Origin of the sequence: Actinobaculum suis (genome assembly GCF_900618115.1) — a bacterium.
Classification (GTDB): Bacteria; Actinomycetota; Actinomycetes; order Actinomycetales; family Actinomycetaceae; genus Actinobaculum; species Actinobaculum suis.
Window position 1 is genome coordinate 1,608,286 of the sequence record NZ_UYIO01000001.1, and the last position, 11,975, is coordinate 1,620,260.

Sequence of the window (11,975 nt, forward strand, 5' to 3'; positions counted from 1 at the left end):
TTTGTTTAGGCAGTGCCCGTATTCAAGTTTTTTGCGTTAGGAGATGACCATGACCGCGCCGAGGCAACGTGTTACTGCCCAGCGGCGAGCCATTATCGCTGTTCTGGAAGGCACGGATCAGTTTATTTCTGCACAAGACCTCCACGATAAGCTCACCGAGGAAGGCACCCGGATCGGGTTGGCAACGGTGTATCGCACCCTGCAATCGCTAGTGGATGAGGGGAGCCTGGATACCATTATTGAAGAAGGCCAAACCCTGTACCGGGCCTGTGAAACCACCGATCACCACCATCACTTGGTGTGCCGAATCTGCGGGAAGACCGTAGAGATCATTCCGCCCAACACCGAAAATTGGTTCACCAGGGTGGCTGCCCAGGCCGGCTTTTCGGATGTGGAACACACTTTGGAACTCATTGGGCTGTGCTCCAAGTGTGCGCCCAAAGTCGCGGCCGTGAAACAACAGCGTGCTGAAACAGGCCCGGCGCGCAACGCGGAGTAAGCCCAGCCAGTTAAGCGAAACCCACTAACAAGGTGAGACAAAAAAGCGTTTACTGTCGCTAATTTTTCAGTTAGGGTACCCTGCATGGATGGGTACTCCTTTCTCGCCGGAAAACCTTTTATCATCGTCTATTTAGTGCTTTTTCTAGTGGTTTCTTTGCGTTCCACCGCCACGTTTTGGCTCGGCCGCTACGCCGCATATTTGGTACTAAAACAAAAAGAGCCCAGTAATCGCATCGCAAATTACGCTTGGTCCTGGGCCCATAATCCCAAAACTTTGGCGGCTGCAGATCGCATCCAGCGCCGCGGCTGGCCGCTGGTCACCCTCTGCTTCTACACGATTGGCATCCAGACGGTGATCCTTATCGGCGCAGGGCTAACCCGCATGCGGGCCTGGCGTTTTACCGCTGCCGCTTTCTTCGGTTGGGTTGGTTGGGCACTTATCTATTCCACGGTGGGCATGGCCGCGCTGGCCGCCGTCTGGTCCGCCATCCTCGGTTCCTGGTGGGGCATAGGAATCATTGCGGTGCTCATTATTGCCGCGGGTAGCTACGTGTTTATACGGCGGCACCGGAGAACGCAGCGCATCAAAAACCAAGATGCTACCGCGCGCATCACTGCGGAAACTGAAAACCCCGATTCGGCAGTCTCGAAGGCCGCGAACCTTGCGACCGCCGATACGGTGGCACAGACCGCACAATCTTCAACGCGCGAAGCACCGCACGCCTAAGCGTGCAATACTAGGCATCATGCAGGAAGATCTTCCAGAAATTGAAGTTCGCGTGCCCATCAAACTGGGCCAGTTCGTCAAGCTTGCGAGTTTTGTGGGCACGGGCGGAGAGGCACGCGAAGTTATTCAAGCCGGGTACGTATTCGTAAACGGCGAGCCGGTTTCCGAACGGGGGCGCCAGCTGTACGGAGGCGACGTCGTAGAATTTGACGACGGCGAATATGTTCTCGCGGTACGCGTGGCCGAAAGATCGTAGACTCTCTGCGGGGGCACCTGCACCCATTCTCTTTTCCGTTGTTTCACTATAATGCTGGGATTATGATGCGCTTCAGACCTCTCACCGCTTCGGAATACACGAATTTCGTCAAAACTGCACCGCGCCTTTTCGTGCAGCAGTTACCCGAGTACGCCCAGGCGCGTACCGAACTTGGCTCCCGCGTCGAATTTGTGGGAGTTGTGGAAGAAACTCCGGGCCCGGACGGCCAGGCCGGCGAACCGCGGGTTTTGGCGGCCGCTTCGATTCGTTACCAACCGTGGCGGCGCTTCTTCTGGCGCACTCATATCCAGTACGGCCCCACGATTGACTGGTCTGATCTGCCGCTCGTAAAATTCTTCTTTACCGGCTTGCGTAAGTATTTGGCGAAACAAAAGCGAGTGCTTTCGCTGCGGGTCACGCCACGGCTGGATATGCATACCTATGAAGATATTAAGATCGTTGCCGATAATCCGGCGGCCGGGCCGGCTTTAGATGTGCTTTCTCAAATAGGTTTCCAGCGGGTGAATATTGAGTTCTTTGACCGCGGGGATATTCCGGGCCGTTTTATTTATGTGAAAGATATTGCGGGTCTGGATTTTGAGGAAGCTACCGCTACTTTGGCGAAAGGTTTGCGGCGGCGTTTCCACAATGAGGGCCGTTACGGGGTGACCGTGAAGTTCTTAGGTCCCGAAGATTTCGGGTACCTGGATGGTTTGCACGAGTCGACGACGGACCGCGTGGAAGGCATGCCCACGATTTCGGAAGATTCCCGCCGCCTATATATTTCGCTCATGAAACATTTGGGCCGGGAACGTTCCTTCGTCTGCGTGGCTTTCTTCTCCCCGGTTGCTTATATCAGCCAACTGGAAACCACCCGGGAAGAAAGTCTGGCACGCATCGAAGTATTGCAAGAACGCAAACAAACGAAGGCGCGAGATCGCGAGCTTGCGGAATTGGATAAAACCTTGACCCACACCGCGGAGCAAATCGCCGCGGCCCAGGAAGTGCACGAAAAATACGGGGATAACATTCCGATCAATTCGGCCCTCGGTTTCCAATGCAATCAGGAACTGATCTTGCTTCTGGGTGGTATGGACAAGCGTTTCACCCAGTTCGCGCGGGACTACCCGGTAGAAAGAGCTGCCTTCAAGTGGGCCTGCGATCGGCAACTCGATATTTACAACACTTTCGCGGTTTCGGGAATTTGGGACGAAACCGCGCCCGATGCCCCGGTAATCCGGTTCAAACGCTGGCTCAATGGCCGCGTAGAAGAATATCCGGGCACCTACGATTTAGCGCTCTCGCCCCTCGCCCGCCCACTCGGCGCCACCGAGGGCGGGAAAACCCTCACCACCGCCTAGGGCGGCCTGGCACCCGGGCTGGGCGGCGTCTAGGCCGCCGCCCAGATCCGTCACAACTTAGGCCGCCTCCCGGGTGACAACCTGAGGGCTGCCAACTGATTCCGGTTACACCGGCGCCGCAAGCTGGGCTGCCGGTGTAGCCGGCACCCGCGCCACCGGCAACAGCGGCGGCGTGCGGCGGCGTACCTCACTTCATAACTAGCTCATAATGCAGTTACGGCCGAGCAGTACCCGTAGGTCGGAGAAGAGCGCGCTGACCGGGTTCACATAGAACTTTTGCGCCACCTGTACCACCACGGTTTTTCCGGGGCACCGCACATGCAAACGCACGGGCGCTGAACCCGGATAGTTCTGGAGCACTTGCCGCAAGGAATCCATCAAGGAACTCGTGCACATCCGCTCCCCGAGCTGCAAATCAACCGGGGAATCCGGCATGAGATCGTGCGAAGGTAGCGTCATTTCTTGGGCGGCTAGTTGCAGGTTGCCGTCCCGGTCTGAAACCCGGCAACGCACGATCGCTACCTGGTCGGTCTGCAGATTCCCCGAAACTTGCTGGTAGGTGTTCGGGAAGAAGTTGATTTCCGCGGAACCGGTGAGGTCTTCGAGTACCACCGTGGCCCACATGCGCCCGTTTTTCTTGGAAATCCGGGTTTCTACTTTGGTGATCAGCCCGGCCAGCGAAAGCGAAGCCCCATCCGGAATGGTCTCTTCATTCATCAGCCGCACGATCGTTGTATCAGCGGCCCGGTCCAAAATGTGTTCCATTCCGGAAAGCGGATGGTCCGAAACATACAGCCCCAAAACGTCACGTTCTTTATTGAGCTTTTCGCGCTTATCCCATTCGGGAATTTCCGGAATGGTTACTTCCACGCCCTCTTGCACCGAAGTGCCGCCAAAGAGGTCGAACTGGCCTACTGCTTCATTCTTCTTCAAAGCGGCCACGGAATCTACTGCCTCATCCACGCGGGAAAGCAAAGCGCGGCGCGAATACCCAAAACTATCGAAAGCTCCAGCCTTGACCAGCGATTCAATCGCCCGCTTATTGAGCACCTGGATCGGCACCTTGTCCAAAAAGTCCTGGAAGGATTCAAAACGGCCCTTTTCTTTCCGGGCTTGCACAATCCCTTCCACGATCGGGATACCCACATTTTTTACCGCGGAAAGGCCGAAACGGATTTCTTTGCCCACGGCCGAGAAATTCATTTGCGATTCGTTTACGTCTGGCACTAGCACGCGGATGCCCATGCGCCGCGTCTCCCCCAAATACAGCGAGAGTTTATTGCGGTTATCGCGCCGAGAGGTAAGAACCGCGGCCATATATTCCACCGGATAGTGGGCCTTAAGCCACGCCGTCCACATGGAAATCACGCCATAGGCCGCCGAGTGCGACTTGTTAAACGCGTACGAGGCGAATGGTTCCATGGTTCCCCACAGAGCCTGCACTGCGTCCTTCGAATAGCCATTCTCCTTCATGCCTGTTTCGAAGTCCACGTACATTTTATCCATCTCGTGTTTCTTCTTTTTGCCCATGGCTTTCCGCAAGGAATCGGCTTGCCCCATGGAGAAACCAGCCACTTTCCGGGCAATCTGCATGATCTGTTCCTGGTAGACGATCAAGCCGTAGGTGGGCCCCAAAATTTCGTGCAAGGGCTCATCGAGTTCGGGATGGATAGGCTCAATTTTCTGCATCCCGTTCTTCCGCAAGGCATAGTTGGTATGCGAATTCATGCCCATCGGGCCGGGCCGGTACAGGGCCGAAACCGCGGAAATATCATCGAACCCGGTGGGTTTCATTTGCCGCAGCAGCGTCCGCATACCCGACCCATCCAGCTGGAATATGCCCAGGGTTTCTCCGCGTTGCAAAAGCTCCATCGTGGTTTGGTCTTCAAAATCGACTTCCTCAATTACCACCGGTTCTTTGCCATTATCGACGATATTCTGCAGGGCATCGTCAATCGTGGTCAGGTTGGAAAGGCCCAGGAAGTCCATCTTCAAAATGCCCAGTTCTTCGCATAGTGGGTATTCAAACTGGGTGATAACGGCGCCGTCGGCCGGGCGTTTCATAAGCGGAATAACATCGGTGAGCGGGACCGAACTCATCAGCACCGCACACGCATGCACACCCCACTGCCTGGTCAGGCCTTCAATTCCTTGCGCCAAAGAAAACACACGTTGGGCATCCGGATCGCCCTTCACCGTTTCCCGGAACTCTACGGCTTCGTTGTAACGCGGCGCGTTTTCGTCAAAAACTTCCGGGAGTTTAATATCGTTGCCCATCACCGCGGGTGGAAGTGCCTTGGTGAGCCGGTCCCCCATTTCGTAGGGGTAGCCGAGCACGCGGGAAGCGTCTTTGAGCGCTTGCTTGGTTTTGATGGTACCGAAGGTGACCACTTGGGAAACCTTATCGTGGCCATATTTTTCTTCCACGTATTCGATAACTTCACCGCGCCGCCGCTCATCAAAGTCGACGTCGATATCCGGCATGGATACTCGTTCCGGGTTCAAGAACCGTTCGAAAAGCAAGCCGTGTTTGATCGGATCAAGTTGGGTGATTCCCAGCGCGTAGGCAACCATGGAACCGGCACCCGAACCACGGCCCGGCCCCACGCGGATACCATTATCGCGAGCCCAATTAATGTAATCGGCTACTACCAGGAAGTACCCGGGGAATCCCATTTCGCAGATCACGCCAACTTCATAGTCGGCACGTTTGCGCACGTCTGCCGGAATTTTTTCGCCGTAGCGTTCATGCAGGCCGCGTTCTACTTCTTTGACGAACCAGGAAGTAATATCTTCACCCGCAGGGACGGGGAATACGGGCATATAGTTCGCCCCTTCCGCCGCGGTTTGGAAAGAGACTTCGCAGCGTTCGGCAATGAGCAAGGTGTTTTCCATGGCCCCGGGCAAATCTCCGAAAAGATCATACATTTCCTGGGTGGAACGCAGATGGTACCCTTCGCCGTCGAACTTGAAACGGGTGGGATCTTGCAGGGTGGAGCCGGAATTAATGCAGAGCATAGCGTCTTGGATTTCGGCGTCTTCCTTGCTTACATAGTGAGAATCATTGGTGGCGATAAGCGGGGCGTCGATCTTTTTTGCCAGATCTAGCAGGGCGTTACGCACGCGGCGTTCCACCTGGTTATTGTGGTCCATGATCTCCACGAAATAGTTTTCTTTCCCGAAGAGATCTTGCATTTGCCCGGCCGCTTCCAGCGCTTCTTTTTCTTGGCCGAGCCGCAACCGGGTTTGTACTTCCCCGGAAGGGCAGCCAGCCGTGGCAATCATGCCCTCGTGATATTGCTCCAGCAGGTCCATATCCATGCGCGGCCATTTACCCATTTGACCTTCGAGGGAAGCTTGGGAACCCATGCGGAAGAGGTTGTGCAGGCCCGTATTGTTATAGGACAGCAAAGTGAGATGCGTGTAAGCACCACGGGCAGAAACATCATCGGCACGTTGTTCTTCGGTTCCCCACAGCACGCGATCTTGCCCGAAGCGGGAAGTTCCCGGGGTCATATAAGCTTCAATGCCAATAATCGGCTTCACCCCCTGAGCTTTACATTCCTTGTAAAACTCGTAGGCACCAAAAAGGTAACCGTGATCGGTGATAGCGATAGCGCTTTGCCCGAGCCGTTTAGCTTCCGCTACAAGCTTTTGAATCTTTGCGGCTCCGTCTAGCAGAGAATAATCAGTGTGAACATGCAAGTGCGCGAAATCTTTAGGAGCTGCCATGCGGCCGATCCTACCGCACGCATACAGAGCTGCTAATGGGCCCGGGCATGTCTCACGTTTCCAGAAGAGCGCAAGTGGTAGTTAGCCGCGCAAATATTTACGGGCGGTGCGATGCGGTATCCCCGCGTCCAGGTATTCTTGGCCCGGAACTGCCACATAGCCCAGTTTTTCGTAAAACCCCAAAGCGCGGGTTTGGGCTGACAGTTCAATGAGTATTCCATCCCCAAGGTCCCAGGTAGCCACAGCGGCGGCCTCTGCAGCCTCCATAACGCGCCGCCCAATTCCCTGCCCGCGCGCGTGCGCGCAGGTTGCCACGCGGCCAATATGTACAACGGGAACCAACGTAGCTACTTCGGCTTGTATTAGTTGTACTTGCACGTCTGATTCCGAGACCAAAACTCGCGTAGGTGGTTGCGCGCCCGAAACTTGCGGATAAGACTGCGCGCCCGAAGCTTGCACACCGGAACCTTGCGGGTAGGACCGCGTGCTAGGTATCGCGTCTGCTTTGGTGGCCGGCAGCGTGGAGGAGCGGGGGCACCACGTGGCGTCGAAGTTTGCAGCGGGTACGGTCACTATGGGCACGCTAGCCGGATTCTTCCCTACCCCAGGTAACCCGACCCAATATTCTTGCAACTGCGCGCGGTTGAGGAACTCATCCGGAGGGAGCACCCGGGCTGTGCCGGCGTCGTGGCCTTTTATGGGATCGGTGACCACTAGGTGGATCGTGCGCTCATCGTGATCGGCACTGTCCCATTCTTCTTCCGGGGAAACGCCCTGCTCTGCAATAAAAACCTGCTGGCGGATTTCCCGGGCGCGGCGCAATATTTCGGCTCGCTGCCCCGCTTGCATTCCAGTTTCGGCACCTATTTGCATGTTTTTACTTGCCTATTCCTATTTGCACGCGTTCTTATTTGCACGCGTTCTTATTTGCACGCGTTCCTATTTGCGCGCGTTCCTATTTGCACGCGTTCCTATTTGAACACGCCTTCGCGCATGAGGTCGAGGGCGCCTTGCAGATCTGCCGGATATTGGGAAGTGAACTCACGCCACGTACCGTCTGGATGTTCGAATCCAAGCCGGGTGGCGTGTAGCCACTGGCGCTCCAAACCTAGTTTCTTTGCTAATACGGGATCGGCACCATACATTTCATCACCCACACACGGATGGTTCAGGGCAGACATGTGGACGCGGATCTGGTGGGTGCGCCCGGTTTCGAGATGTACTTCCACGAGCGTGCCCCCGGCCATAGCTTCGAGCGTGTCGTAGTGGGTGACGGCGTGCCGCCCGCCCTTTTGCACCGCCATTTTCCACTGGTGGCGCCGGTCGCGTTTGATCGGGGCATCTATCGTGCCCGAAAGCGGATCGGGATGGCCTTGCACTACCGCATGATAAATCTTCACCGGGATGCGATCATGAAATTCGCGTTTGAGGAGGCTATAGGCCCGCTCCGATTTAGCAACAACCATGCATCCCGAAGTTCCCACATCAAGCCGGTGCACGATTCCGTGCCGCTCCGGTGGCCCCGATTTTGCCACCGGTATTCCCGCTTCCTGCAAAGCACCTAATACGTCCGGACCCTCAAAATTCAAAGATGGATGCGCGGCTAATCCGGCCGGCTTATCGACCACCACTACATCTTGATCTTCATACAGCAAGGGAATTTCCACTCCCCCGATCGGTTCTACCTGCCGCGGCGCCGGAAGATTAATTTCCACCACGTTTCCCGCTGTCACCACGTCCGACTTCACCGCCTGCTGGCCGTCGAGGCGCGCCTGCCCCTCATCAATAATGCGTGCAATCGAAGAACGTGACATACCGGTGATACGGGCTAGTACTAGATCAATACGCTCCCCGTCAAAAGAATCCGGGATCGGGTAGACACGCCGCTCCGTCATCGGCATCCCTCCGTTTCTCTCCTCTCCGTAGATGTTTCACTAACGTGCGCTGCGGTTGCTTCTTCTGTTTTGTCCGTTGTAGGCACACTAGCGTTATCCAGCTTGCTGCTGGTTTCCAGTTCTCCAGTGCCAGGCGTATCCGCGGTGGCCAACTTGTTGCTGGTTTCCGTGTTTTCGGCCCGGAAGGCTTGTATTAGCAAAAGAACGACGCCGCCCACGATCGCAATATCGGCAATATTGCCTACAAACCAATCCGCATAGGCCAGGAAATCGACGACGTGCCCGGCCAGTTTTCCGGGTGGGAAGAACAAACGATCGATCACATTACCGATCGCGCCACCCCAAATCAGCGCGAACGCAATCCGGGTGAGCCGCCCCACCGGCCGGGAAAGAAGCCAGGGAATTACTACTACGCAAACCACCAAAGCAAAAACGGTAATCACCCGGGTGGCGCCCGCACCCATAGAGAAAGCGGCACCCGGATTGAAAACCAGTTGCAGGCCAAACAGATCGCCAAGCAGAGGGATCCGTTCCCCCGGATCCAGGTTTGCTAAAGCCACCCGTTTCGTAATCTGGTCTACGATCACGATGCTGAGGGCAATTACGGCTACGCCTAGCCATTGCGGAAGCCGCGCATCTAGCCCGGCTGGCTTCGTTCCAGCCGTTTCCGGTTCGGCTGGCTTCGTTCCAGCCGTTTCCGGTTCGGCTGGCTTCGTTCCAGCTATTTCTGGTTCGGCTGGCTTCGTTCCAGCTGATTCCGGTGCGGCGAGTTTGGGCGCGGCGGCTGGTTCCGCCTCATTACTGGCCGTTTCCGTTTTCTTCATCATGCCACCTACCTCCGCCCGCTTCGCTGAAATTGCGGGCGGACACCGCTTCGCTTCCTGTTACTACCGAGCTACCAGGATACTATTGCCGAACTACCCGGGGCCGAGCTACCAAGCTACTATTGCCGAGCTACCAGGGTACTGTCACCTGCATTTCGCCCGCTTCTCGCTCGCATATCGCCGGTATCTGGCTCGCAATCGTAAGCAGCTACCGGGCAGCAACATATTCTTTTTGGCACGGAGAAGCGGCGGCCTACCACATTAGGGTATAGGCCGCCGCTTTTCATTAACACTACTTGGTCTGGTTTGGATCTTGGGCGCCGGATTCGACGTTGTTCAACAAAGACTCCAGGTAGCTGCGTAGACGCGTACGATAGTCGCGCTCGAAATCCCGCAGTTCGGAGATCTTGCGTTCCACCAAGCCACGTTCCTGTTCCAGGTTGGCCAAAGTGCGGTTCGACTTTTGTTCCGCATCTGCCACGATCTGCTGGCTCTTGGCCTTGGCTTCGGCAACAAGCTGGTCCGATTCGGATTGGCCACGGGCCACCAACTGTTCGTAGGTTTCCTGCGCCATCTGCAATACCGCCGCGGCGGAAGTGCCAGCCTGTTCGCTTGGTGCCTGGCCCGCGAAGGAAGCCGTGGTGCTTGCCTGATCGGGACCGGCCAAATTCGCAGAAAGACCTGCTTGCTGATTCTGGGCTGCACGAGCTTCTGCCGTCTTCGCCCGGTTCTCCGCATCCTCGCGGGCAGCCGTTAGCTCGCGAATCGTTTCGGCAACCTCGTCGAGGAAGAAATCTACCTCATCCTCGTCATACCCCGTATCAACGCTTGCGGGTCGCTTAAAGCGGATGTTTAAAACATCTTGTTCCGTGAGCAACGCCATTCCTCACCTCTGAAGTTTCTATATGTCTAAATATTCCTCGGGACAAAGTCCCATAGGACCTAGAGTACCCGTTAATCCTAACCGTGTTCCCAGACCTTTGGAACATATCCGCCATGGCTAGTTATGCTTCTGGCCCGGGATTATGCCCTCAGAACACTCGAATAATGATCGAATTGAGAATCTGCAGGCCGAAAAACAAAATGAGGAAACCGATATCGAGAGAGATACCACCGAGCCGCAAGGGCGGGATATATCGCGCTAATAAGCGCAACGGCGGATCAGTGAGTTTGTAAATCAGGTTGATTATCACCAACAAAACACCGCTGGGACGCCAGTCTCGGGCGGTGATTACCACAATGTCTACAATTACTCGCCCCACGAGGATCAACAAGTATGTCTGTATGAGGAGCGATAATATAGTGCCAAGAACTGTCATTAGAAGCTATCGGTAGACTCCCGGCGTTGCATTTCCATGCGAACCGAATGCGGGGTCATCAACAGCACTTCCGAAGAGATCTTGTTGAGATCTCCGTGCAGACCAAAGCACAAACCGGTAGCAAAATCGACGATCCGATTGCGTGCTGAATCGTCAGCTTCCGCAAGGTTGATAATTACCGGCAAGCCATTGCGGAACTGCTCCGCAAAACCCCGTACATCCGTGAATGCCCGCGGCTTAGCGGTGATAATACGGGAGAAATCCGGTCCGGAATCCACCGCGCGCAAGGAGCTTACTTCTGCTTCCTCTTCGTGGTGGTCATCCTCGTAGTATTCTTCGGCGTCGTCGAACTCATCAAGATATTCATCATCATTGAGAGCTGCCCGGTTGACTATTCTTTTGAACATTCCCATGGCTACCCTTTCACAGTTTCCCTGAGCCTCAAGGTAGGTGAGTTTGGCCTGCTTGTCACTCATGTACCGCGGGCGTGTCGCCCCGGAGGGAACTAACACTACTGCCCCGGTATGCAGCATTAAGCAGGCCGGCGCCTACTTCCCCAATTCTAGCCCCGCTCTTCGAGCGTGACGATTCCCGCAAACCTTCCGGTGCGAGGTTGCGCACCTTCCCCGCTGCGTTGCGCTACATGGGTGGCACGGCGGTACGAATAATACGTGGGGTCTTCGTAGGTGCACGGCTCGTTATCGTATATTTGCCCAACGAGCGGATTTCCGGCCAGTTGGGCACGCAAACCAGCCCGCATATCCAGGGCGGGCGTGCCCCACCGGCTCGAAGCGCCCACCCCGGGCAGTATCGCTGCGGAGTCTTCCTGCATTTGCGCGCTTACCTCATAGCAAGCCGGGCAAATGCACGGACCCACATAAACATCAACGGGAACGCCGAGCCGCTCGATCGCGGCCGGCACGATACCGGCGAGCAGACCGCGCCGGCCCGCATGTACAGCCGCTGCGCGCGGGCTGGTTTTCCCTACCAAAAGTACCGGCATGCAGTCCGCCACCATAACGGCCGCGGCGAAGGACGCTTTGCCGTCATTAGCCGCGGCGGGAGGTGCCAACGTGAGCCCATCGGTTTCTGGCGAGGCGTAACAACCAGATTCCGCTAGGGCTGCGGCGTCGGCAATGCGCGTGCCATGTACTTGGTCCATGAACACGGGGCGGGTGCCTAGTTCGCGGGCAAGTAGCTCCCGATTGCGGGAAACTCGGCCCGGGTTATCTCCTACGTGGTGGCCCAGATTGCAGGATTCAAACGGGCTTTCAGAGACTCCGCCAGCGCGGGAGGTAAATCCTGCTTTCACCACATAGCCAGAGATTTCCCGTTCGCACACCCACCGCACGAGCATGAA

The 11,975-nt window shown here is 56.2% G+C and carries 12 protein-coding genes; 4 read left to right on the forward strand and 8 right to left on the reverse strand.

The genetic code is table 11. The features are described from left to right. The first annotated feature begins 49 nt into the window (after positions 1 to 49). The 4 genes from H8274_RS06600 to H8274_RS06615 all read left to right on the forward strand — a co-directional run bounded on the left by H8274_RS06600 (position 50) and on the right by H8274_RS06615 (position 2,845). A complete protein-coding gene (locus H8274_RS06600; protein WP_176700802.1) occupies positions 50 to 499 on the forward strand; it encodes a Fur family transcriptional regulator in 450 nt (149 codons plus the stop codon). Positions 500 to 583: 84 nt separating this feature from the next. Then, on the forward strand, positions 584 to 1,228 hold the full coding sequence (locus H8274_RS06605) for a DedA family protein (RefSeq protein WP_276330075.1): 645 nt from the start codon (positions 584 to 586) through the stop codon (positions 1,226 to 1,228). 19 nt (positions 1,229 to 1,247) lie between these two features. Beyond that, entirely contained in the window at positions 1,248 to 1,484 is a 237-nt protein-coding gene (locus tag H8274_RS06610) for an RNA-binding S4 domain-containing protein (protein ID WP_049619047.1), read from the forward strand. A 62-nt stretch (positions 1,485 to 1,546) separates the two neighbouring features. Next, positions 1,547 to 2,845, forward strand: coding sequence for a lipid II:glycine glycyltransferase FemX (locus tag H8274_RS06615; RefSeq protein WP_185934137.1), 1,299 nt, complete (start codon positions 1,547 to 1,549; stop codon positions 2,843 to 2,845). A gap of 198 nt (positions 2,846 to 3,043) precedes the next feature. Here the strand turns inward: H8274_RS06615 and dnaE are convergent, their stop codons facing one another. From dnaE to H8274_RS06655, 8 genes are all read right to left on the reverse strand, one after another. Then, positions 3,044 to 6,577: a DNA polymerase III subunit alpha gene (gene dnaE, locus H8274_RS06620; RefSeq protein WP_185934138.1), complete on the reverse strand. Its 3,534-nt coding sequence runs from the start codon at positions 6,575 to 6,577 to the stop codon at positions 3,044 to 3,046. A gap of 81 nt (positions 6,578 to 6,658) precedes the next feature. After that, positions 6,659 to 7,450, reverse strand: a complete 792-nt coding sequence (locus H8274_RS06625; protein WP_065415161.1) for a GNAT family N-acetyltransferase — start codon at positions 7,448 to 7,450, stop codon at positions 6,659 to 6,661. Positions 7,451 to 7,548: 98 nt separating this feature from the next. Further along, on the reverse strand, positions 7,549 to 8,472 hold the full coding sequence (locus H8274_RS06630) for an RluA family pseudouridine synthase (RefSeq protein WP_049619050.1): 924 nt from the start codon (positions 8,470 to 8,472) through the stop codon (positions 7,549 to 7,551). After that, entirely contained in the window at positions 8,469 to 9,299 is an 831-nt protein-coding gene (gene lspA / locus H8274_RS06635; RefSeq protein WP_065415162.1) for a signal peptidase II, read from the reverse strand. Before lspA ends, H8274_RS06630 begins: the two co-directional genes overlap by 4 nt. A gap of 289 nt (positions 9,300 to 9,588) precedes the next feature. Beyond that, entirely contained in the window at positions 9,589 to 10,179 is a 591-nt protein-coding gene (locus H8274_RS06640) for a DivIVA domain-containing protein (RefSeq protein ID WP_065415163.1), read from the reverse strand. A 148-nt stretch (positions 10,180 to 10,327) separates the two neighbouring features. Then, a complete protein-coding gene (locus H8274_RS06645; protein ID WP_049619052.1) occupies positions 10,328 to 10,615 on the reverse strand; it encodes a YggT family protein in 288 nt (95 codons plus the stop codon). Next, positions 10,615 to 11,028: a cell division protein SepF gene (locus H8274_RS06650; RefSeq protein WP_049619053.1), complete on the reverse strand. Its 414-nt coding sequence runs from the start codon at positions 11,026 to 11,028 to the stop codon at positions 10,615 to 10,617. Before H8274_RS06650 ends, H8274_RS06645 begins: the two co-directional genes overlap by 1 nt. A 149-nt stretch (positions 11,029 to 11,177) precedes the next feature. Next, positions 11,178 to 11,972, reverse strand: a complete 795-nt coding sequence (locus H8274_RS06655) for a purine nucleoside phosphorylase YfiH/LACC1 family protein (protein ID WP_065415164.1) — start codon at positions 11,970 to 11,972, stop codon at positions 11,178 to 11,180. Between the last annotated feature and the right edge of the window lie 3 nt (positions 11,973 to 11,975).

Coding starts and splice junctions, on each gene's coding strand:
- H8274_RS06600 (WP_176700802.1), top strand. CDS start 50: ATGACCGCGCCGAGGCAACGTGTTACTGCCCAGCGGCGAGCCATTATC.
- H8274_RS06605 (WP_276330075.1), top strand. CDS start 584: ATGGATGGGTACTCCTTTCTCGCCGGAAAACCTTTTATCATCGTCTAT.
- H8274_RS06610 (WP_049619047.1), top strand. CDS start 1,248: ATGCAGGAAGATCTTCCAGAAATTGAAGTTCGCGTGCCCATCAAACTG.
- H8274_RS06615 (WP_185934137.1), top strand. CDS start 1,547: ATGATGCGCTTCAGACCTCTCACCGCTTCGGAATACACGAATTTCGTC.
- dnaE (WP_185934138.1), bottom strand. CDS start 6,577: ATGGCAGCTCCTAAAGATTTCGCGCACTTGCATGTTCACACTGATTAT.
- H8274_RS06625 (WP_065415161.1), bottom strand. CDS start 7,450: ATGCAAATAGGTGCCGAAACTGGAATGCAAGCGGGGCAGCGAGCCGAA.
- H8274_RS06630 (WP_049619050.1), bottom strand. CDS start 8,472: ATGACGGAGCGGCGTGTCTACCCGATCCCGGATTCTTTTGACGGGGAG.
- lspA (WP_065415162.1), bottom strand. CDS start 9,299: ATGATGAAGAAAACGGAAACGGCCAGTAATGAGGCGGAACCAGCCGCC.
- H8274_RS06640 (WP_065415163.1), bottom strand. CDS start 10,179: ATGGCGTTGCTCACGGAACAAGATGTTTTAAACATCCGCTTTAAGCGA.
- H8274_RS06645 (WP_049619052.1), bottom strand. CDS start 10,615: ATGACAGTTCTTGGCACTATATTATCGCTCCTCATACAGACATACTTG.
- H8274_RS06650 (WP_049619053.1), bottom strand. CDS start 11,028: ATGGGAATGTTCAAAAGAATAGTCAACCGGGCAGCTCTCAATGATGAT.
- H8274_RS06655 (WP_065415164.1), bottom strand. CDS start 11,972: ATGCTCGTGCGGTGGGTGTGCGAACGGGAAATCTCTGGCTATGTGGTG.